Here is a 21,488-nt window from a genome sequence, read left to right on the forward strand (position 1 = left end):
ACGCGCTAGCGATGTGTACACATCAACTACATGAAGCGTATGATCGAGAACATGATCTTGATTAACGTTTCTTACCAAGTAAAGCCAGAGTACGCCGAAAACTTCCTGGAAGAGGTTTCCTGGTTCACGGAAGCTACTCAGGCAGAAGAAAAGAACCTGTTCTTCGACTGGTACCGCGACCCCCAGGATGCCAACCACTTCATGCTGGTGGAAGGCTTCACCGATGATGGTGCGGAAGCCCACGTCACCTCTGAGCACTTCCAGCGTGCCACCGAAGAGATGCCAAAGTACCTGGTTGAAACCCCGAAGATTATCAACACCCTGATCGAGGGTAAGACCGAGTGGGACGAAATGGCTGAATTCCAGGTCAAGTAGTTCCAGGTCAAATAGTCGTAGTGTAGCTTTCATACTACGCGCTGTACCCGAGGGCTGTAGTACTAATCCTGTCTCCGTAGAGAAGCGGGAGTGCTACAGCCCTCACTTTATTGCGTTATCTGTGCCACAATGGTGTTATGACTGATGCACAGGATCGCCAAGTAATTACTTCTGTTCGCAATGGAACGGGAATTCTTGAACTCAACCGCCCGAAGGCGCTGAATTCCCTGAACCTGGAGATGGTGGAGATTATTCACCAAGCGCTTTCTTCGTGGGCGGAGGATGATTCCGTCGCACAAGTGCTGATTTATTCCAACAATCCCAAGGGTTTCTGCGCCGGTGGTGATGTACGCGCGGCACGTGAACAAGGTCTCGGGGGTAATAAGGCCGGTGTCGACGAGTTCTTCCACAAAGAATATGCACTCAACGATGCCATCGATAAGTTCCCGAAGCCGTTCATTGCACTCATGGATGGGGTGGTCATGGGCGGAGGAACTGGCATTAGTGCCTTCGGTTCACACCGCGTGGTTACCGAAAAGACCTTTGTGTCGATGCCAGAAATGCTCATTGGCTTTATCACCGACGTGGGCATGACCTATTTCTTCCAGCGCATGGTCGGCTCTCGAGGCAAGGCGTCTCGTGCCTTGGCGCTGTACCTGGCGACGACCGCCTATCGCATGAAGGCCGCGGATCTGCTCTGGACCGGCTATGCTACCCACCAGATCGCTTCCGACGATGCAGATGCTTTCCGTGAAGCAGTTATTGAATCCGGATACGCGGCTGCGCTGGAAAAATATGCGAATACCAACCCGGATACCGCGCCGTTGGCAGAGCACATCGAGACCATCGAGGATGTATTCGCGCACGACACCTGGGAAGAAGTAGTAGCCGCACTGGAAAACTGCGACAACGAAGAATTCGTCGCAAGCGTCAATGAAACGTTCCAGCATGCATCGCCGACCTCGCTGGTGGCAGCTGCGGAAATCTTCCGGGCGAACGCCCAGGTTGATTCGCTTGCCGACGCCTTGGATAACGAATACCGAGTTGGTGAATATCTACGCGGCCGTCCGGATTTCGACGAGGGCGTGCGCTGCGTGCTGGTCGATAAAGACGACGAACCGCAGTTCCGGCCGGATGCGGTCTCCGAGGTTGATGTGGAGGCGATCCGTGCACTCCTCCGGTGACACCGATGGTCACAAAGCCGACCGTCTGCCACCCCCGAAATTTCAGTTCGGCTGGTACCTAGCGTGTACAGCAGTCATTGTTGCCACGCTGGGTTTTATTTGGATTAACTGGCATGCCGTGCCAGACCCGATGTTTACGCACTTCGATGCTTCGGGGACGGCAGATGGTTTTAGTGCGAAATCTTTTCCGGCAGCGATAGCCCACGTTGGCCTTGGGCCAGCGATTACTACGGCAGTATGCGCGGGAGCTGGCGGGTTTCTGGTGGGAATCGCGAACCAGACCAAAGATGGCTTGCACGATAAACCAGAACGTGCGATTAATCGGCAGCGTTTACTGGTGCAGCTGATGCAGCCGATGTTGGGCAAGTTTAGCTTCGCGCTCGTGGTGGTGCTGTTGGTCAGCATCACCACCGGATTGTTTGAGTTTCCTGTTGTGGGCACCGGGGCAATTGCCATTTGGTTGCTTATCGGTGCGTTTCTCGCAGTCGGTTTCGGCATTGTGGTGCGCAGCGCGCGGATCATGCAGGAATTGGATGAGCACTATCCACCGGACGATCCCCGAGACAAGCTCAAATACGGATTGTTTTATCACAACCCGGATAACCCGAAATTATGGGTTGAACTGGAATCGGGGATGAATTTCACGCTGAATTTTGCGCACCGCGCTGCCTGGTGGATCGCAGGAATCTTTACTGTGTTTCTTTTGGCGATGGTGGCGCTGCCGACATTCCTAGCCTAATGATTCCGAGGCTAATAATTTCTGGCCCGGCATTAGCACAAGAAGACGGATAAGGCCCAGGCACTTCATCATGAAGAAGCCTGGGCCTTAGCTTTAGAGTGCTGCGAGCCGTGGTGCCTTAGCGCTTAGTGCCGGGCCTGCGTGCACCCGGCTCGCGCACAATTACCAATTACTTGTTTTTCGCTTTGAACTCACGACGACGAGCGTGCAAGATCGGCTCAGTGTATCCGGATGGAGATTCGGTGCCCTTGAAAATCAGGTCGCGAGCCGCCTGGAACGCCACCGATTCGTCAAAGTTCGGAGCCATATTGCGGTAGGCGTCGTCGCCAGCGTTTTGCTTGTCGACGACCTCTGCCATCTTCTGCAGCTCTTGCTCGACGAAATCGCGGCTCACGACGTCGTGCTCAATCCAGTTAGCCAGCAACTGGGAAGAAATACGCAGGGTAGCGCGGTCTTCCATCAGGGAGACGTCGTAAAGATCTGGGACCTTGGAACAACCAACACCCTGTTCTACCCAGCGGACAACATAGCCCAGGATGGACTGGCAGTTGTTGTCGACTTCTTCTTTCTTCACCTCATCGGACCAGTCTGGGTTTTCAGCAACCGGGACGGTCAGAAGGTTGTGGAAGTTGTCGCGTTCGCCGGCCTTACGGAATTCTTCCTGTACCTGCGGAACGTTGACGTGGTGGTAGTGGGTGGCGTGCAAAGTTGCGCCGGTAGGTGATGGGACCCACGCGGTTGATGCGCCTTCGTTCAGCTGGCCAATCTTTTTCTCCAGCATGTCTGCCATCAGCTCGGTCATCGCCCACATGCCCTTACCGATCTGTGCCTTGCCCGGCAGGCCGAGCGCAACACCAGTATCGACGTTGATGTCTTCGTAAGCCTGCTTCCATGGTGCGGTCTGCATATCAGCCTTGCGCACCATCGGGCCAGCCTGCATGGAGGTGTGGATCTCGTCGCCCGTGCGGTCCAAGAAACCGGTGTTGATGAAGGCAACGCGCTCGCTGACCGCGGTGATCGCAGCAGCCAGGTTGGCCGAGGTACGACGTTCTTCGTCCATAACGCCCACCTTCAGGGTGTTCTTATCCAAACCGAGCAGCTTTTCGACGGAGGCAAACAGGTCGTTGGTGAACGCGACCTCGGCAGAGCCGTGTTGCTTTGGCTTTACGATGTAGATCGAGCCAGCACGCGAGTTTTTGTGGGTGTTATCGGCAGCCAGTCCTGGGATGGCACACGCACTGGTGAGTACGGCGTCCATGATGCCTTCGAAGACTTCTTCGCCGTCGACCAGGATGGCTGGGTTCGTCATCAAGTGTCCGACGTTTCGGACCAGCAGTAAAGCGCGACCGTGCAGGGATTGCTCGCCTCCGGAGAGGTCGGTGTATGTGCGGTCGTCGTTGAGCTTACGGGTGATGGTCTTGCCACCTTTTTCCAGCTCTTCTTTCAGCTCACCGGTGTTCAGGCCGAACCAGTTGTGGTAGCCCAGAGTCTTGTCCTCGCCGTCGACAGCGGCAACGGAGTCCTCGAAATCGATGATGGTGGAAGTCGCCGATTCCAGGATGACATCAGAAACGTCCGCCTTGTCGCTCTTGCCGACGGGGTGGTCTGGGTTGATCTGGATCAAGATGTGCAGACCGTTGTTGCGCAGAACCACCTCGGATGGGGAAGACTTGTCGCCGTTGTAGCCGACGAGTTGCTCTGCCTTCGCAAGACCGACGGTGGAGCCGTTAACGGTGACGGCCAGTTTATCGCCGTCAATTGCATAGGATTCTGCGTCGGCATGCGAGCCGTTTTCTAGTGGGGCAACCTCGTCGAGGAAGTTGCGTGCCCAGGCGATGACTTTGTCGCCGCGCACCGGGTTATAAGAATCACCCGGTTCCGCCCCGCCCTCTTCGGAAATGGCGTCGGTGCCGTACAAGGCGTCGTAGAGCGAACCCCAGCGGGCATTCGCCGCGTTGAGGGCGAAGCGCGCGTTGAGGACAGGAACGACCAGCTGTGGGCCGGCAACCTCGGCGATTTCTGGGTCGAGATTCGCGGTGGTGACATCGGAGGCAGCTGGCTTGTCTTCCAAGTAGCCGATCTCGCGCAGATATTTTTCGTGTTCGGCTGGATCGGGCTGTCCCGGGTTAGCGCGGAAGTGCTCGTCGAGAGTCTTTTGCAGTTCATCGCGGCGTGCCAGCAGCTCTTTGTTGCGCGGGGTGTGGGTGCGGATGATGTCTGCGAACCCATTCCAGAATTTCTCCGAATCGAGTCCGATGCGTGGCAGCACAGTGCCGTTGACGAATTCGTAGAGGGTGTTGTCGACGTTGAGGCCTGCAACCTCTGTGCGTGGGGTGGTGTCTTCGATAGTCATAAAACTCCTTCTAATCCTCGCGGTCAGACCCTTAAGGGGCGTGGAGTGCGTGCAACTCAGTGACAAGCTGGGTGGCATGCGCGCTCTCTACATCTTTGCTGAAAATGTGCGCCCCGGGGCATGACACCACAATAAGTGAATTGCCTCACTGTGTGTAGTGCGGCGGGAGAAAGTGGGATTTTCACCCCTGTTCGAAGTTCGAAAATGAACTGAGAAAACAGTCCAATCGTACTGTTTCAACAGTATGAACGTACTGTTTATGTTCGGAGTTCACACACCATAAACGGCATTTTTGACAAAGACCTGCGGTTTAACCTCTTTTTGGGTCTCGAACATTTATGTGAAATAGGGCATTACCCCCGAAATTTAGTGACCGGGGTCAAATCTTGACGTGACTGAATTCATCGAACAAGATGTGAATCACCTCATAAGCCAAACGAGAAAGGGAGTTGCGATGACTACTACCGGTCAAGCACGTACCGCCGCTGAAATCCAAAAAGATTGGGATGAAAACCCTCGCTGGGCCAACGTCACCCGTGACTACACCGCAGAAAAGGTAGCCGAGCTGCAGGGCAACGTCGTCGAAGAGCACACCCTGGCACGTCGTGGCTCCGAGATCCTGTGGGACGAGGTCTCGAAGGGCGATGGACACTACATCAATGCCCTGGGCGCCTTGACTGGTAACCAGGCCGTTCAGCAGGTCCGCGGTGGCCTGAAGGCTGTTTACTTGTCTGGTTGGCAGGTTGCCGGCGATGCCAACCTGTCCGGACACACGTACCCAGACCAGTCGCTGTACCCAGCAAACTCGGTTCCGCAGGTCGTTCGCCGTATCAACAACGCGTTGCTGCGTGCCGACGAGATCTCCCGAGTCGAAGGCGATAACTCCATCGACAACTGGCTGGTTCCCATCGTTGCAGACGGTGAGGCAGGCTTCGGTGGTGCACTGAACGTTTATGAGCTGCAAAAGGCCATGATCAACGCTGGTGCTGCCGGTACGCACTGGGAAGACCAGCTGGCTTCCGAAAAGAAGTGTGGCCACCTGGGCGGTAAGGTTTTGATCCCAACCCAGCAGCACATCCGCACCCTGTCGTCTGCACGTCTGGCTGCCGACGTCGCCGGTGTTCCCACCGTCGTTATTGCTCGTACTGACGCCGAGGCTGCCACCTTGATCACCTCGGACATCGACGATCGCGACAAGCCGTTCATCGAAGGCGACCGCACCGCAGAAGGCTACTACCGCGTACGTCCAGGCATCGAGCCTTGTATCGCACGTGCGAAGTCCTATGCTCCATACTCTGACCTGATCTGGATGGAAACCGGTGTCCCAGACCTGGAGGTTGCCAAGAAGTTCGCGGAATCCGTCAAGGCCGAGTTCCCAGACCAGAAGCTGGCCTACAACTGCTCGCCATCGTTCAACTGGTCCAAGCACCTTGACGACGAGACCATCGCGAAGTTCCAGAAAGAACTGGGCGCCATGGGCTTTACCTTCCAGTTCATCACCCTGGCTGGATTCCACTCGCTGAACTACGGCATGTTCGACCTGGCTCACGGCTACGCACGCAACGGCATGACCTCGTTCGTCGAGCTGCAGAACAAGGAATTCGCTGCAGCCGAAGAGCGCGGCTTCACCGCCGTCAAGCACCAGCGTGAGGTCGGTGCTGGTTACTTCGACAACATTGCCACCACCGTTGACCCAACCTCGTCGACCACCGCACTGAAGGGTTCCACTGAGGAAGGCCAGTTCTAATCATGGCCATCCAATTCGTTCCTACCGCTGATATCGGAGACATCCACGGTGAACAGCTACGCAGCTGCGATAAGCAATTCACCAACTATGGAGGCAAGACCGAGTTCTGCGGAAAGATTTCCACCATCCAAGCCATCCAAGACAATGCCTTGGTGAAAGAAGTCTTGAACCAACCGAACGAAGGCGGAGTCTTGGTCATCGATGCCCAAGAAAATCTGCACACCGCGATGGTCGGCGACATGATCGCTGGCGCAGGCGTGGATAACGGCTGGGCCGGGATTATCGTCAACGGCGCGATCCGGGATTCCCAAGAAATCGGCACCATGGATATTGGTGTTAAGGCTTTGGGGACCAACCCGCGCAAATCTGCGAAAGATAAGGTTGGCAAGGTTGATATCACCGTACAATTCGGTGGCATCGACTTTGTGCCAGGCCAATATGTGTATGCAGACGCCGACGGCATTGTCGTCAGTGAAACTCCAGTAGAGGAACAAGATAGCTAGTTTTTGCTAGTCAGTGGCGCCGTGTGCGCGCCACCATCTGAGCCCGGTAGCTAGTACGTGTGAGAGCTAGTTACCGGGTTTAGTCGTGTTTCAGGCCCAATGTGTGTGGGGTGCGTGGGGGCTTCGTTGCGTGTGGGCTTTGTTGCGTGTGGATGCAGGAAGGGCTATGCAGAAAAGAGCACGATGCCCACGGTCTCTGCGTCCAAGACGTCGATTCGGTAGTCGTGGAAATCAGTGATCGGCGCGCATGCAGCAACCATCGTGGCGATTGCCTCGTTAAGGCCGTCGCCACGGGAGAGCAGATCCGCTCGTTGCAGATCGACGTGTGGGCGCACGAAATCAAGAACGCCGTTGCTGATGCCAAAATCCAACAGCGCGCGGCTTTCTTGCGCACCCGAAGTCCCGGCAAGTTTCGGGTCAGCCCACGCCCACGTCCAGGTTGTACCGGCAACGGTGGCGACCACCCATCCCGGTGAAGAGTTGTGCCGGGGTTTTGCTGCGACTGCACGATCGGCGACTGCACGATCGGCGGTGGAACTCGGCGCCGCATCGTCGTCATCATCAATGTCGCCGTTCTCGCCATTCTCATCGTTATCGGCGTGCCCGGTTGTCTCCCGGAGCAGGGCGGCGCCTTGGGCGCGCAGCGTATCAATCGTTGGCGATAGCTCGCGGGTAAACGGCTGTGTGGCGAGGTCAATGGCTGTGCCACCGCGCACATAAATCGTGTATGCGTCGTCCCCAGCGCCGATCTGGACGACGGCGTCTGTGTTCTCCGGTTGGTTCGCTACTGAGTGCTCTGCCGTCGAATAAGCTGACGTGTCTTCCGTCGTAGCGTGTTCGAACTCTAATCTGCGTACCACAGCGAAGGCCTGCAACGCTCTTAGCGTGTCATAGTGATCCGGCAGCTGTGCCAGACCGTTGCTGAGCGCGACGTGCACCGGGCCTTCGTCGACGAAGCCAGACACGATCAACACCGCGAATTGCGCAGCAGAGTCTTTACCGGAACGTTGGCGCGAGCTCCGGGGAAGTGGAACCAACACGGCCGGAGCATTGCGAAACAAGGTGCGGGTAGCTGCTAATAACTCGTCGTCGGCAGGCTGCGGGGCGAGCGGATCCAGTTGTGGGATATCGGAAAAATCATCGACCGCTGCGGTTTGCCAATGCCAGGTGCCATCAACGATGGTGGCGACCCACTGGGCAGCGAGCTCGACGCGTTGTGCCACCTGAGCAGAGGCAAAAGACAGCATCACTGGTTGATCGCGGACACGTCCGTCGGCAAGCATCGCGTCGTTGTCGTTGGCCGAGTTTTCGCGCACAGAAAGCTCCACCTTGGTGATCTCACCGAACCGGGCGCGAAACATTGCTAGGCGATCGGCCTGGGCCAAAAAGCCATCGGTAGCGATATCGGCGAGGGTGCGCGGGGCAGACAGCATGAGTGTTAGTGTACAAGCACTGTAGAATGACCAGCATGCTCTATGCCGTTAGTTACGCCTTCATGGATTCGATCAATGTTTTGTCCATTGCTGTGATCGTTGCCTTGGGCGTGCTGCTGCCAGCGGGGCGGTATAAAAAGGTCGCACCACTGTTGGTGACCGGCAACTGGTTCGGCGTTTTTGCGCTCGCGCTGCTGGTGACCGTCGTGTTTTCCGGCTTCGGCGAGCTCATGCAAAAAATTCTTGACTCGGCAGCCTTCGGGCTGACCTTGATCGGCGTCGGCGTGCTCACGCTCGTGGGCACCTGGTTATCGAAAGGCAAGCCGCCTGCTGTGGTGGGACGGTTATTAGGTAGGCTACAAAAACCATCGCCGATGACCTTCGGGATTGGTTTCGGCCTCGGCGTGGTGCAATCGGCGACTTCCGTGCCGTTTTTTGCTGGGCTGATTGTGCTCACCGCGTTGCATCCGGCACCAGCGACGTTGGGGGCGGGAGTGGTGCTGTATGCCACTATCGCGTTGTCGCTCCCCATCGTCTTCGCGTTGCTTGTTGGTTGGGTCCGAATCGCGCCGCATTCGCCGATTGGCAGGCTGTTTACTAAGGCATCACACAACACTGAGCTTTTGAGCAAGGCGGCAGGCTATAGCGTGGGCGTGCTGTTAATCGTGCTCGGTGCACTCGGAGTCTAAGTGTCTAAGCGTTTCTAGGTTGCGCTTTATTCAATAACGATGCCGACGCGGTCTGTGAGTTCTAACGCGCATGTTTTCGGTGCCAAGTGTTGGGTAATTGCAGAACGCAATGCGGGGCTTAGCGGAATCAGCCATCCATTGTTGGGGTCGTGTACCGGCAGATCATCGGTTTTCGTCGGCACTAGTACAATCTGCGCGTTGGGTCCTTTGATTACCGCCGCCTCGTTATGGCGGGCGGCGTCCAGAATGATGTCTGCTACCTGCACCGATCCTGTAATGATCACCATTTCTTCCGCCGTGTGCACTGCCAGCTTGTCGACGCCTACGTGGCGTGCAGCATCCGGAAGCTGGGTGAGCGCGGGCTTAGCAGAACCGCGTAGCAGGTCGAATAGTCCCATGAGGTCATTCTAACCGGTAAACGGTGAATCACTTTTAGTCACAATTTCGTGAACTCGCGACTATTATGGGCAAGGATGATCGACGCACGAGATACAGCTTTAGTGATTGAAGGCGGGGGAATGCGTAATTCCTATACCGCCGCCAGCATTGTGCACCTGCTGGAAAAGCAAGTGCATTTTGGCTGGGTCGGCGGTGTATCCGCTGGGGCCTCGCACACCGTGAATTTTTTATCCGGTGATAAAGAACGCGCCCGCAGTTCGTTCACGGATTTTGCGAATAACCCCTCGTTTGGTGGGCTGAGTCATTTCTTGCGCGGTCGGGGATATTTCAACGCAGAATTTATCTATGAAAAGGCCGCGGATAAAGATCTGCCCTATGACTGGGAGACGTTCACGGAATCGTCGGCACAGGTGTGCATCAGCGCCACGCGCGCAGATACCGGCGAGACCGTGAACTGGGGCAGGGAAGACATGCCAAGCTTGCCGGATCTGATGATGTGCGTTCGAGCGTCATCGACGTTGCCGCTGATCATGCCGATGCGCGTGATTGATGGTGTGCCGTTTGTCGACGGTGCTTTGGGTGATTCCGGTGGCATCCTCATTAACGAGGCCGAAAAGGCTGGATTCACGAAGTTTCTTTTCTTGGCGACGAAACCCCGCGAATATGTTCGTCCCGATACTCAGCGTGAAGGCTTTTTGCGGCGGGCGTTTTTCAAACACCCCGCAATTGCCACTGCGATGATAGAGCGGCCGGCGAAATACAATGCCGCGAAAGACCGCTTGCTGACGCTAGAAAAACAAGGTCGCGCGCAACTATTCTTCCCTACGGATTTGTCCGTGGAATCAACTGAACGCGATGCCGAAAAGCTGTTGCACAGCTACCGGATGGGCCAGATCCAAACAGAAAAAGAATGGCCACAATGGGAAGAATTTTTGACCGGTTAAAGGAAAACGAATTTAGTTTAAGAATTATCTCCCACGACTAAATTGTGCCGGTTTTGTTCCTCGTCATGTGCTCTCGGTGTGAGAAGAATCATAAAGGTGTGCCTAGTTATTGTTAGGTGGGACTATATAAACTCTTATCTGCCGAATGAATTCAATGGTCAAGCATGAAATGTTGGATCATATAAATAGATAAGGGGCCTTTTATGAAGAAACTGTTCACCGCAAGCTTGGCTGTTCTCACGCTGGCAGGCCTGGCAAGTGGCGGGGTTGCTCAAGCGATGCCTGTGCAGAAACAGCTGGTGCAATCGTCGTCGGATCAGGACAATTCAGTGTCGAATCAGCTCAAGTCGGCGCTGTCTATTGGCAGCTCCGTGCTCTGGAACGACCCGAGAGGTAACCGGCCAAGCAACCTCCGCGCATTGGTGGCGTGGCTTAAGAACGTGGATGACAAGCATTACAATGCCTTAAATTATGGTCTGACAACCCCGCAGCAGGCTGCGGATTGTCGTTACCGTATCGATGGTAAGCCAGGTGAGCCACGTCCGGACATTTATGTCTCGCAGGATTGTTCCAAGGTTGAGGTCACTCAAGACGATTACGATCAGGCTCTGCGCGCCATCGGATTCTGATTACCGTGAGTTGGTGACTTCCTGGCCCTGTCCGGTAAACACGACCGGAACCCACCGTGCCGGTAGAATTGTCTGTCATGCGTTCGAGTATTTTAGCTGTGTTGACAGGTACTACTTTGTTGCTCGGGGCCTGTTCGGCTCCGTCTGATGACGACGCGTTGAAGGCAGCGCCAGAACAGGCAACAACAGGGCAGAATACGGCTGCAGAAACTACCACGGCCACGGAAAAAACAACTGCCACCACCCATGAATTTGCGCTGGAAGATTACCAGGTTTCTCCAGACATACATTTACCCGTCCGCGGCAGTGTGACAACGGCGGGGCATAGCAATGCTCCGCTGGTGGTAATGAACCATTTACGCACGTTTAATTGCGCTGATGATACTTTCGCCTATCCGTGCGCAGATGGGGTAGATGAGGTACGTGCAGATCGCGGAATGCACTATTTGGCAGAGGATCTCGCAGAGGCGGGATATACCGTCGTCGTCCCTGATTTAGGCCCGTTGTGGGCGCCAGAAAGCCCCACGCAACCGTACGACCAGGTAGAAGCCTGGGCGGGTGTGGTCAGTGCCATTCGTGGGGAACTAGAAGCAGCGAACCAGGGCCAGTCGCAGCACTTAGATGACAGCCTTGCGGGCATGACGGATTTTTCTCGCACTGGTGTGTTTATGCACTCGCGTTCTGCATTGTTAGGAAATAAGGCTGCAGAAATGTGGCCTGAGGTATCTTTGGCCAGCTATGGCGGGTTCTACCATGTGCCAGAATCCCCGGAAGATAGTTTCTCTCCAGCTCCAGCTGATGTGCCGACTCTGACCATTGATGGGCAAGCGGATGAAGATACTTCCCAGGCCGCAGCTGACTGGTTACCAGAATACGTGGGGCAGGACAGGCAGACGGCAGCCTTAAACTTTATTGTGTCGGGGCTTGGGCACAACTACATCAACCGTGTTTTATCCAAGCGGGAATTTGACGACCGCATCGATGATGGCGAAATTGGCGACATTGGTGCCAAAGAACATGAGGAATTTTTAGCGGAAGCTCTCCGGCTTTGGTTTGATCAAACTCTCCGTGGCCAAGACGGGCCGTATCCATTGGACGCCGACGATGAATTACCCGCTGAGCTCGCAGGCAGAGAAGCGAGCGTGTATGCTGCCACCCCGGCCGCTGCAGAGCAATGGATTGCTTCAGAACCAGAAGCGCAACTGCCAGGGAGCGAGGCCAAATTCTGTCGGATTTATCCGTCTATGAATCCGGTGGATTATGAGGATCGTTGCGATTTCGTGGACATGGGAATCGTTAATTCCGCTTCTGTCAATGCCCGCGTGCAATTGACTAAATCCCCCGCGGTGGTTCCGGTGAGTTCTGCAGGCGCGGAAGCACTGAGCATGCACATGATGCCTACTGGCAGCCGGGAAGACGGCAAGAAGGAAACCAAGCTGGAAATTACCGCGATCATGGACGATGGTTCCCGACACTCAATCCCAGTGCCGACCCCCAACCCGGTACTGAAAGATGCCACCACGGAAACCAGCAACGGTGAATACTGGATACGCACCTTAAGGATTAGCTTGCCGGAACCAGTAAAGAACCGCCCGATTAGCCAATTGGAAATCACTGGTGATGGCAGTATCGACTTGCGGGCGGTCGACCTCTACTAGGTGATGTAAACGCAGCGCGGGCCGATATCTAATCGGCTACCAACGGCTCCATGGTCAGCTCCGGGTGTTCTTTTTGTACGAACGCGAGCTTCCATTTATCGCCGAACAGCGCAATCAATTCGCCGTCGGTGCGAGTGAAAATTTCCACTCCGCGCTGGCGGCCTAATTCTTCAGCTGAGGCCGCGTCGGTGCGTCGTGCTACCGAATAAGGTACGGGCTCGACGACAGTTTCCACGTTGTATTCGACCTCCATGCGGGCCTGCATGACTTCGAACTACGGGCCTGACCCCCGGAAAGTGGACACGTCGGGGGGTAACTATGCGACTTTAGCCAGTGTAGCTGAAGTCTCCGCTTCAAAAACATCAGGAGCTACAAGATTGCACCAGGAGTGCCGCCCGCGGGTGTTGTAGTGCATGCACCACCGTAAGACTTCCTGACGGCAGGCGATTGGATCGTCAAAGACTTTCCTATTACGCAAAACTTCCCGCTTTAACGTGGCGTTAAATGATTCTGCTAGGGCGTTATCGGCACTAGTTCCTACCGCGGCCATGGATTGGCGTACACCCAGCGACGAGCAGTAGTTTCTAAACGCTTGTGAGGTGTACACCTTGGATTCAATCGGTGGTTGCAACACTGTTGTTTTGAATTGATTGTAGTTGTTCATTGAAGACTTCGACTGGGGTTCGAAATCCAAGGACTTTTCTTGGTCTGTTGTTGAGCGTGTAGGCGATGGCGGCGAGGTCTTGGGCTGTCCATCGAGACAGGTCGGTACCCTTGGGAAAGTACTGGCGTAGGAGTCCGTTGCTGTTCTCATTCGTGGGACGTTGCCATGGCGAGTGTGGGTCCGCGAAGAACACTTTCGTGCCCGTGGCTAGAGTGAAAGCGGCATGGTCAGCGAGCTCGGTTCCGCGGTCCCAGGTCAACGTTTGACGCAGTTGTAACGGTAGATCTTTCATCACGGTTTGTAGGGCGGTGTTCATCGCTTCAGCACCGTACCCACCCAAGGCAGGTCCGTTCTTCGTCCTTGGTTGTTCACCCCAGCCGTCCAACCGGGGCAGGTGCACCAGCAGGATCGACCGGCTGTAGCGTTCGACCACGGTCCCGATCGCTGACCTGCCGGTACCGATGATCAAGTCTCCTTCCCAATGCCCGGGCACCGCCCGATCCGAGGCTTCCGGGGGCCGGTTAGAGATGACAACATCGGCGGTGACATGACCTTCAGGCTTGCTCTTGGACCGGGCGCGGGGTTTACGCAGGGCCCGCCCAGTCCGCAGTGCGGCCACGAGTTCACGCTTCAGCGCCCCGCGCCCCTCGATATAGAGCGCCTGGTAGATCGCTTCATGGGAGATTCTCATACTCTCATCATCAGGGAAGTCGATCCTTAACCGCTGCGATATCTGCTCCGGGCTCCACGCGGTCAACCACCGTCGGTCTGCCCTGTGAGGTTTGCTCCGGCCCTTCCACGCAGGCGTATCAGGCCCCGCCATGACGACCCCGTTTTCATCTCGGACCGTCCCAGCAAGACGCTCCTGAACATAGTCCCGCAGGCGCGGATTATCCACGAGTTTTGCTTGTTTGGGACGCTTAGCGGCTTCCTGAGCTTTCCACTGGGCCACCCCTGCCCGATAAACCTGCTTGCCACCACGGGTGGCAGCATTACGCCGTAGCTCACGAGAAATCGTCGCCGGATTGCGGCCAATCCGTCGAGCGATCTCACGCACACCCGTCTGTTTCTCCCACAGGATCGCGATTTCCTCTCGTTCAGCAAACGATAGATACCGCCCCGAGGGCTCGTCCAAAGCTAACGGTCTCATTCCACCAGCATGACGGAACCACCTCGTTCCCACCGGTACGGACACCCCCACCTGAAGGGCGGCCTGCGCAGTGGTGATTCCCGTCGCGATCAGACCCCAGAACTGGCGTTGCACTGCCCGTGACGGAACCGGCCTACCCGGGGAACGCATCGCAGGCCGCAACGCCCGATCCGCACGCCACTGACGCCGCACCCCCACCGGCATATCACTGGTCTTCTTACTCCAGTCCTTGGTAGCCACCTTCTCATACCTCCATGCTCAGGGTGTTGCGACAACCAATTGAATCCACCCACGCTGCCGTGATCGGAATGGAGAACAGCCTCATCAAGACTGCCACGCACACCATGTGCGTGGGCTAAAGCATCAATGACCAGTGAAACACGCATGTGGTCTGCGAGTGCATAACCTGCAAGTTTCCGTGAATATGGAGTGTCCAAGGTTTTGTTCTGTCTGAGTAGATGGAAAAATTTGGACCATGCCCAAAAAATTTGACCAGGATGCCAAGGACTGAGTTGTCCGATTAGTAGAAGATCGCATCTTGGCGGAGAATCTTTCAATGCAACAAGCGTGCAAGATTGTGGCGCCGAAACTAGGGGTCTCGGCACACAGCAAGACAATGGACGCAAGCCGTTCGACGTGAAGGACGTGTTGTCGAACGCATGCCAGAGGATATGCAAGCCGAAATCTCCAGGCTGCGACGTGAAAACCACAAGCTACGAGATACCAACGAACTGTTGAAGGCTGCTTCAGCTTTTTTCGCATCGGAACCAGACCCAAATCCTCAGTTACGATCCGGTTCATCGATGAATATCGGGATCTTTTCTCAGTCGAGTTCATCTGCAAGACGTTGAAGAATAACTGGGTTGGCGGGTTTATCACCTCGCGTGGATAACGCCAGTCCAAGGCCCGTGGGCTAAGTGCTCGTCGCCTTCGCGATAACTGTTCCGGTTGAGCGTATTAGTGCTATTCATCAAGCTAATTACAGTGTCTACGGTGTGCGAAAAATGTGGCATGCCTTTCGCCGTGAAGGAATCGATATTGGTCGTGAGCACACTGCCCGGCTGATGCGCCTGGCTGGTGTTTCAGGCAAAATAAAGGCCGATCACCGGTGACCACTTGTAGGCCAAAAACGGTGGATATGCGTCCGGACTTGGTGGGGCGTGAGTTCACAGCTTCGGGTCCGAACAAGTTGTGGGTGGCTGACATTACCTATGTGCGCACGAACAATGGCTTTGTGTATGCCGCGTTTGTCACCGACGTTTGCTCCAGGCGGATCGTTGGGTGGGCGTTATCAGATTCCATGCGGACCGAAGTTTTACCGCTGCAAGCTCTCAACCAAGCGATTGTGAGTGCGAGGGAAACAACAGGTTTGGTACACCATTCGGACCACGGTTCGCAGTATGTCAGCGTTGTCTACAACGAGTAGGTCTCTGAATTCGGGATCCAATCTTCCACAGGAACGGTTGGCGATTCCTATAACTACGCTCTGGCGGAAAACGTGAACGGATCTTACAAAAATGAGCTGATCCATACCAGAAGCTGGGGTGATGTTCTCGAGGTGGAGACCGCAACGTTTAAGTGGGGGCATGGTGGAATGAATCCAGGCTCCACCAAAGCTTGGGGTGCCGCACTCCGGTCGAGGTTGAAGTCGGGTTTTGGGAACAAGATGAGTCCCGGGAAATGAAGTGCTCCCCACTAGTCAGAAACTGATTTTTCAGTCCAACTAATGGGGAGTACTTCATTTATTATTCCGATTGTTCTCGATCCAGGGGGAGTTAATCGGCGTCCACGCCAAAGGTCTCGGCGATATCGTCTAAGACTGCATTAGCGCCGTAGAGACCAACAGCACTCATCCAGATGCCATCTTCAACTTCGCTGACTTCTCCTTCTAGACGGTCCCACAGAGGGTTGCGCTTAAATTCTTCTTTTGTACGCTCGCTGATTCCTTCATCATCTGCATACGTGGTGATGAAAATGTGGTCAGCGTCGATCAAGCTGATTTGTTCTTCAGAGATTTCTTCATTAAAGCCAGTACCGCTGGCGGCTTCGTTCGTCTCGAATCCCAGGTCACTCATCACCACGCCGATATAGGTGTCTTTCTTATACAGCCGGGTAGGCTCGTCTAGGAAGCGAACCACGGAGATCGTCGGGTTTTTCCCGAGCTTTTCACGCACGCGGTCGCCGATGCGCTGAGCGCGATCTTCATATTCTTTGATCAGAGAGGTTGCTTCGTCTTTCTTTTCGACAGCCTCACCAACTAGTTTTAAGTTTTCTTTCCATGGCTCGCCGGTTTTTTCGGTGAAGATAGTCGGAGCAACTTTATCTAGCTGATCGTAGATTTCTTCGTGTCGGACTTTCGCTGACAAAATCGCGTCTGGTTTGAGGGAGCTGATCTGCTCTATTGAAGGTTCACTTAGACTACCGACAGAAACAGCATCAGCGGCACACTTTTTGCCGTCTTCACCAAAGTATTCCGGGATACCATCAGAGCCAGCAATTTCGGTGAATCCCACAACGTCAAGGCATAATGCGATGGCTGGGTCCAGCAGGCCGCGATCGAGCGCCATCACAGTTTTGATTGGTTCGCTGAGCTCGGTGGTGCCCATTGCGTGTTCAATCGTGCGAGTATCGCTGGTTGCGGTATCCGTGGTGCTGGATGCGGTTGTGGATGACGCAGTGTTTTCTGCAGCGGAATCTTCTGCCGAAGATGAACAGGCGGCAAGCAAGCTTATGCTCAGCGTCGATGCAATGACGGCCGTGGAAATGCGGAGTTTGCGCATAATTTTCTCCTGGTGATAGAACCGAAAAAGCTTGAAAGGTTAGGCTTGTATATTGAGGCTAGCCTCAATGACAAAGTTATGTTATCGTCATGAAAGTGAGAATGCAACAAAGGGTTGATGCACTCGAGATCTTTCTATCTAGAGTGGTCCTTTGGGTCTTTTGCATCTGTAGGAATATAACGATTGCCGAGACTTCGTATAGAACGGGAATCGCACCATGAGAAGAGGAACAGCATGAGCGAAAAGCTAACACTTTCGGAGCCTGATGCTTTGAGTTTTCAGGATGCTGTGGAATCTAGTGCTAGGTCTTATCCGCGTAGTTTCCCAATGGCACCTGTGGCAGCTTCTGGGGCTTGGATAGAAAGTGCAACAGGGGAGAAATATCTTGATTGTTTGGCAGGGGCAGGCACTCTAGCCTTGGGACATAACCATGCATCAATTAATCAGGCGGTAGAGGGTGCATTGCATTCAGGGACGCTTTTGCATGGTCTGGATTTTATGACTCCGGAAAAACGTAGGTTTATTGAACTTTACCGAGGGGTGTTGCCGGGTTCTCTAAAGAATCGAGCAAAATTGCACTTTTGTAGTCCAGCAGGAACAGATGCAGTAGAAGCTGCGCTTAAACTTGCGCAGCAGGCTACCGGACGAAAGGGAATATTTGCTTTCACCGGTGCCTATCATGGTATGACGTTGGGTGCTTCTGGTGTATCAGCTTCGCCAGGCATGAGGCTGGGGCCAGCGTATGAATATCAGCCGGTGACACGATTTCCGTTTCCGAATCAATCTGCAGAAGGGCAATCATTCGATGCAGTGGCATTGATGAGGTCTTACCTGGAAGATAGCCACAGTGGCGTTGGCGTACCGGCTGCGATCATACTTGAGCCGATTCAAGGCGAAGGTGGCGTGAATGTAGTTTCGGATGATTCGTTGAGAGCTATCCGTGAACTTGCTTCAGAGTTTGGGATTCTGCTTATTTTCGACGAAGTTCAATGTGGTGTCGGCCGTAGCGGCAAGATTTGGGCTTGTGAGCATGCTTCAGTAGAACCCGACATTCTCGTAGCTTCTAAGGCTATTGGTGGTGGGTTGCCGTTAGCTGTTATCGCATATAAACAAGAATTGGATGCCTGGGCACCAGGAGCACACACCGGAACATTTCGAGGCAACACACTGGCGATGGTTGCTGGACGGGAAGTTCTGGTAGAGCTGAAAGCAGGCGAATTGCTTGGCAACGTCCAACGCCAGTCAAAAGCGATTTTGGAAGGGCTAAATAACATTCGTGACTGCGCGGGAGTCGTAGACGTACGTGGTCGTGGATTAATGATTGGTATTGAAACAGCCGGGAAAGAGCTGGCCCAGAAAATTCAGCAAGAATGTTTTAACCGGAAGTTGATTGTAGAACGAGGCGGCAGAAACGATACTGTGATCCGTTTGCTGCCACCACTCAATATTGGTGATAGCGAAGTCCAAATAGTGGTGGATAAACTTGTCAAGATTATTGGGGAATCATTGAATGATTGAGCAGACAGCAAAAACAGATTTCGCTTTCGCCTCTAGTGAAGAAGTATCGCAGCTGGTTCCATTGATCGTTGAACTGATGTCCGCGAACAGTCAGCGCTTTGACGCTCTCGCACAACTGGATCCCCTGGTTATACGTGAGAAAGTACGAAGCGTCGTGCCGGATGAGTTGCCTTGTAACGGTGTGGGGGCAGCACAAGCACTTCAGCAAATTGTTCCGCTGTTGGTACGAAATAGTGTGGTTCCGTTCAATAAACGTACGGTGGCGCATCTGCATGCTTCGCCTCTCGCAGTCGCCGCAGCTATGGACTTGGTTATCAGTTCGATGAATCAATCGATGGATTCTTGGGACCAAGCACCAATAGCTTCTGAATTAGAAGCGGTGGTATCTCGCTATATTTCGCGAACAGTCTACGGCTGCACCAAATCTGACACCCTGATAACTGGGGGAGGTACTGAGTCGAATCTGGTAGCGCTGTTGCTAGCACGAGAAATGCTAGGGAATGATGTACAGGTTATCTGTGGGGACAATTGCCATCACAGTATTCAGCGTTCAGCTTGGTTGCTGGGGCTAACAGAGCCTGTCGTTGTCAATACAGTGTCGGGCAGATTAACCTCATCCTTAGTAAAGGAATGCTTGAAAAAATATCAGGGGCCCAAGCTCGTAGTAGCGACTGCTGGAACTACTGATGCTGGGGAGATAGATCCGATTGAAGAACTTGCGTTGCTATGCCAAGAAACAGGATCTAGGTTGCACGTTGATGGTGCATATGGTGGATTGCTTGCTTTCAGTGACGTCAATAGACATAAAATCTCTGGGATACAGTTGGCGGATACGGTATCCATGGATTTCCATAAGTTTGGCTGGCAACCAATCGCCTCAGGTACCCTGTCAATTAAAAATAGTTCAGATACTAAAGCTTTATCTTTTGTTGCCCACTACCTGAACGCTACTGATGACACGGATGCTGGTATCCCAGACTTGTTGGGAAGATCGATAAAAACTTCCCGAAGAGCTGATGCCGTGAGGATGCTGGTATCTTTGCTTAGCTTGGGAAAAGAAGGTTTAGCACGGGGAATTGATGCCTGTATTAAATTGTCGGATGAAGTGGAGGAAAGTCTTAGCACGGATGAGAGATTCGAAGTGCTTAGACCACAAAATGGAATCTCGACGTTACTATTTCGACCCAGCAATAAGCTGTGGGTAGGGCGAGATAAGTCTGTAATTGTTGCTAAAATTCGTCGTTCACTTATGGAATCTGGAAAAGCATTGCTGGGTAGAGCGCTCGTATCGTGTGACGAGGAAAGTAACGCTTTGTGGTGGAAGATCACTTTATTGAACCCATTATTAGAAAGAAAGGACATCGAGAAAATTTTTGATGATATCGAAACTGAGACAAAGGAGCTAGCAAATGGGCAGTGAACAGTTGTCTGCGAAGAACGCAACGCAAAACATATACGATATCTTGGGAGTCGGGATAGGGCCATTTAATTTATCATTGGCAGCGTTGGCGGATGACACGGAACTGGACTGTATCTTCCTAGATGAAAACAATAGGTTCGATTGGCACCCTGGGTTGATGTTCGAGGATGCTAAGCTGCAAGTTCCTTTTTTGGCAGACGCCGTTAGCCTGGTGGAGCCACGTTCGAAGTGGTCGTTTTTGGCATATCTCAAAGAAAGACATCGTCTGTTCCCTTTCTATTTCAGGGAACAATGGCATATTGAACGAGAAGAGTATAACGATTACCTGCAATGGCTGAGCACTTCTCTGAAGAATTGCTTGTTCAACACTAGGGTGTTAAGTATTACCTGGATTGAGAGCCATAATAGCTTTCAAGTATGTACAAGTGGCGGAGAAGAATATTTTGCTAGAAATATTTCTTTGGGTATTGGAACTCAAGCTGCGTTGCCATCTCCGGTTCAGTCATTTTTGAGAGATGGCTTATCTGCACAGGTTATTCATAGCGGCCAGTATTTAGATAACCTAGACTCAATCAGCCGCTTGGGCAGCGTAACAGTTCTCGGATCCGGACAATCCGGTGCGGAGATTGTGCTTGATTTGTTGCAGCGTAACCGTATACAGCGACAGAACATCAGCTGGTTCACCCGTAGTAGTGCATTCGCGCCTATGGAGTACTCAAAACTTGGGTTGCAGCATTTCACGCCAGACTATACGAAGTTTTTCCACGCATTAAAATTTGAGACGCGGGAAGAGCTTATTCAAAAACAATGGCAACTGTATAAGGGAATCAGTGCGGACACGATTTCTGATATTCATGACGAGCTGTATCGCAGAGACAGATATGGAGCTGAAATGCCTGTCTTGCAGCCCAACATGGAACTGGACAGTGTAGAAATCAAAGGCGAAAAGTTGTGGTTAACGTTCCAACATACTTTAAAAGATCGGAGGGAATCGGTAGAAACAGATGGCCTGATCTGTGCAACAGGGTACCGACCACGTGACTGGGAAAGTCTATTTAAGAATGTGACTTTTGAGAAAAACAATGGTGTAGCAGCCGTGGACCTGGATCAGCGGTTGCAGGTATCCGCGAATGGAAATTCGATTTCGGGTGATGTTTATGTACAAAACGTCGAGCTCGCAACTCATGGAGTTGGCACTCCAGATCTGGGTTTAGCTGCATGGCGAAGCGCTGTGATCATAAATACTGCACTTGGATATCAGTTTTATGATCTTCCATCGAGAACTTCATACACCAAATTCTGA

At 53.5% G+C, this 21,488-nt stretch carries 20 protein-coding genes and 1 pseudogene; 14 read left to right on the forward strand and 7 right to left on the reverse strand.

All coding sequences use genetic code 11. The annotated features are described in order from the left end of the window. Nucleotides 1-51: 51 nt before the first annotated feature. From U1140_RS00420 to U1140_RS00430, 3 genes are all read left to right on the forward strand, one after another. Nucleotides 52-375: a putative quinol monooxygenase gene (locus U1140_RS00420; protein ID WP_023019748.1), complete on the forward strand. Its 324-nt coding sequence runs from the start codon at nt 52-54 to the stop codon at nt 373-375. Nucleotides 376-512: 137 nt separating this feature from the next. Then, a complete protein-coding gene (locus tag U1140_RS00425) occupies nt 513-1,559 on the forward strand; it encodes an enoyl-CoA hydratase/isomerase family protein (RefSeq protein ID WP_369845464.1) in 1,047 nt (348 codons plus the stop codon). Further along, nucleotides 1,543-2,298: a DUF1648 domain-containing protein gene (locus U1140_RS00430; protein WP_369845466.1), complete on the forward strand. Its 756-nt coding sequence runs from the start codon at nt 1,543-1,545 to the stop codon at nt 2,296-2,298. The genes U1140_RS00425 and U1140_RS00430 overlap by 17 nt, the downstream gene beginning before the upstream one ends. Before the next feature lie 169 nt (nt 2,299-2,467). Here U1140_RS00430 and glcB read toward each other — a convergent pair whose 3' ends face one another. Next, on the reverse strand, nt 2,468-4,651 hold the full coding sequence (gene glcB / locus U1140_RS00435) for a malate synthase G (RefSeq protein WP_369845468.1): 2,184 nt from the start codon (nt 4,649-4,651) through the stop codon (nt 2,468-2,470). Nucleotides 4,652-5,105: 454 nt separating this feature from the next. On the opposite strand from glcB, the gene aceA reads away from it, so the two are divergent. Beyond that, nucleotides 5,106-6,398: an isocitrate lyase gene (gene aceA, locus U1140_RS00440; protein ID WP_249620516.1), complete on the forward strand. Its 1,293-nt coding sequence runs from the start codon at nt 5,106-5,108 to the stop codon at nt 6,396-6,398. Nucleotides 6,399-6,400: 2 nt separating this feature from the next. Further along, nucleotides 6,401-6,901 (forward strand): ribonuclease E activity regulator RraA, encoded by a 501-nt coding sequence (gene rraA / locus U1140_RS00445; protein WP_369845470.1) that lies wholly within the window; start codon nt 6,401-6,403, stop codon nt 6,899-6,901. A 164-nt stretch (nt 6,902-7,065) separates the two neighbouring features. On the opposite strand, the gene U1140_RS00450 is transcribed toward rraA, so the two are convergent. Then, nucleotides 7,066-8,334: a DUF6882 domain-containing protein gene (locus tag U1140_RS00450; RefSeq protein ID WP_369845472.1), complete on the reverse strand. Its 1,269-nt coding sequence runs from the start codon at nt 8,332-8,334 to the stop codon at nt 7,066-7,068. Between the two features lie 35 nt (nt 8,335-8,369). On the opposite strand from U1140_RS00450, the gene U1140_RS00455 reads away from it, so the two are divergent. Further along, the gene (locus tag U1140_RS00455) at nt 8,370-9,023 is read left to right on the forward strand and encodes a hypothetical protein (protein WP_369845473.1); all 654 of its coding nucleotides are present in this window, start codon (nt 8,370-8,372) and stop codon (nt 9,021-9,023) included. 26 nt (nt 9,024-9,049) lie between these two features. On the opposite strand, the gene U1140_RS00460 is transcribed toward U1140_RS00455, so the two are convergent. Further along, nucleotides 9,050-9,421: a hypothetical protein gene (locus U1140_RS00460; protein WP_369845474.1), complete on the reverse strand. Its 372-nt coding sequence runs from the start codon at nt 9,419-9,421 to the stop codon at nt 9,050-9,052. Nucleotides 9,422-9,496: 75 nt separating this feature from the next. Between U1140_RS00460 and U1140_RS00465 the strand changes: the two genes are divergently transcribed. The 3 genes from U1140_RS00465 (at nt 9,497) to U1140_RS00475 (ending at nt 12,653) form a co-directional block, all read left to right on the forward strand. Continuing rightward, complete coding sequence (locus tag U1140_RS00465) at nt 9,497-10,366, forward strand: patatin-like phospholipase family protein (protein WP_023019740.1); 870 nt, start codon at nt 9,497-9,499, stop codon at nt 10,364-10,366. 203 nt (nt 10,367-10,569) lie between these two features. Next, nucleotides 10,570-10,995, forward strand: a complete 426-nt coding sequence (locus U1140_RS00470) for a hypothetical protein (RefSeq protein WP_369845475.1) — start codon at nt 10,570-10,572, stop codon at nt 10,993-10,995. A 77-nt stretch (nt 10,996-11,072) separates the two neighbouring features. Then, on the forward strand, nt 11,073-12,653 hold the full coding sequence (locus tag U1140_RS00475; protein ID WP_369845476.1) for an alpha/beta hydrolase: 1,581 nt from the start codon (nt 11,073-11,075) through the stop codon (nt 12,651-12,653). Nucleotides 12,654-12,681: 28 nt separating this feature from the next. On the opposite strand, the pseudogene U1140_RS00480 reads toward U1140_RS00475, so the two are convergent. The 3 genes and pseudogenes from U1140_RS00480 to U1140_RS00490 form a co-directional block, all read right to left on the reverse strand. Further along, nucleotides 12,682-12,927: pseudogene (locus U1140_RS00480) on the reverse strand (peptide chain release factor 3); the annotation flags it as partial. Nucleotides 12,928-12,969: 42 nt separating this feature from the next. Then, on the reverse strand, nt 12,970-13,317 hold the full coding sequence (locus U1140_RS00485) for an integrase core domain-containing protein (RefSeq protein WP_369845477.1): 348 nt from the start codon (nt 13,315-13,317) through the stop codon (nt 12,970-12,972). Next, a complete protein-coding gene (locus tag U1140_RS00490; protein ID WP_049168789.1) occupies nt 13,268-14,671 on the reverse strand; it encodes an IS30 family transposase in 1,404 nt (467 codons plus the stop codon). The genes U1140_RS00485 and U1140_RS00490 overlap by 50 nt, the downstream gene beginning before the upstream one ends. 800 nt (nt 14,672-15,471) lie before the next feature. Between U1140_RS00490 and U1140_RS00495 the strand changes: the two genes are divergently transcribed. Further along, on the forward strand, nt 15,472-15,579 hold the full coding sequence (locus U1140_RS00495) for a hypothetical protein (protein WP_369845652.1): 108 nt from the start codon (nt 15,472-15,474) through the stop codon (nt 15,577-15,579). Then, the gene (locus U1140_RS00500; protein ID WP_369845478.1) at nt 15,576-15,893 is read left to right on the forward strand and encodes a DDE-type integrase/transposase/recombinase; all 318 of its coding nucleotides are present in this window, start codon (nt 15,576-15,578) and stop codon (nt 15,891-15,893) included. The genes U1140_RS00495 and U1140_RS00500 overlap by 4 nt, the downstream gene beginning before the upstream one ends. A 349-nt stretch (nt 15,894-16,242) precedes the next feature. Here U1140_RS00500 and U1140_RS00505 read toward each other — a convergent pair whose 3' ends face one another. Further along, nucleotides 16,243-17,247: an ABC transporter substrate-binding protein gene (locus tag U1140_RS00505; RefSeq protein WP_369845479.1), complete on the reverse strand. Its 1,005-nt coding sequence runs from the start codon at nt 17,245-17,247 to the stop codon at nt 16,243-16,245. Nucleotides 17,248-17,481: 234 nt separating this feature from the next. On the opposite strand from U1140_RS00505, the gene U1140_RS00510 reads away from it, so the two are divergent. From U1140_RS00510 to U1140_RS00520, 3 genes are read left to right on the forward strand one after another with little or no spacing between them, the layout of a single operon-like run. After that, entirely contained in the window at nt 17,482-18,765 is a 1,284-nt protein-coding gene (locus tag U1140_RS00510) for an aspartate aminotransferase family protein (protein ID WP_369845480.1), read from the forward strand. After that, nucleotides 18,758-20,185 (forward strand): pyridoxal phosphate-dependent decarboxylase family protein, encoded by a 1,428-nt coding sequence (locus U1140_RS00515; protein WP_369845481.1) that lies wholly within the window; start codon nt 18,758-18,760, stop codon nt 20,183-20,185. The genes U1140_RS00510 and U1140_RS00515 overlap by 8 nt, the downstream gene beginning before the upstream one ends. Then, on the forward strand, nt 20,175-21,488 hold the full coding sequence (locus tag U1140_RS00520; RefSeq protein ID WP_369845482.1) for a lysine N(6)-hydroxylase/L-ornithine N(5)-oxygenase family protein: 1,314 nt from the start codon (nt 20,175-20,177) through the stop codon (nt 21,486-21,488). The genes U1140_RS00515 and U1140_RS00520 overlap by 11 nt, the downstream gene beginning before the upstream one ends.

It is taken from the genome of Corynebacterium drakensteinense (assembly GCF_041224285.1).
GTDB lineage: Bacteria > Actinomycetota > Actinomycetes > Mycobacteriales > Mycobacteriaceae > Corynebacterium.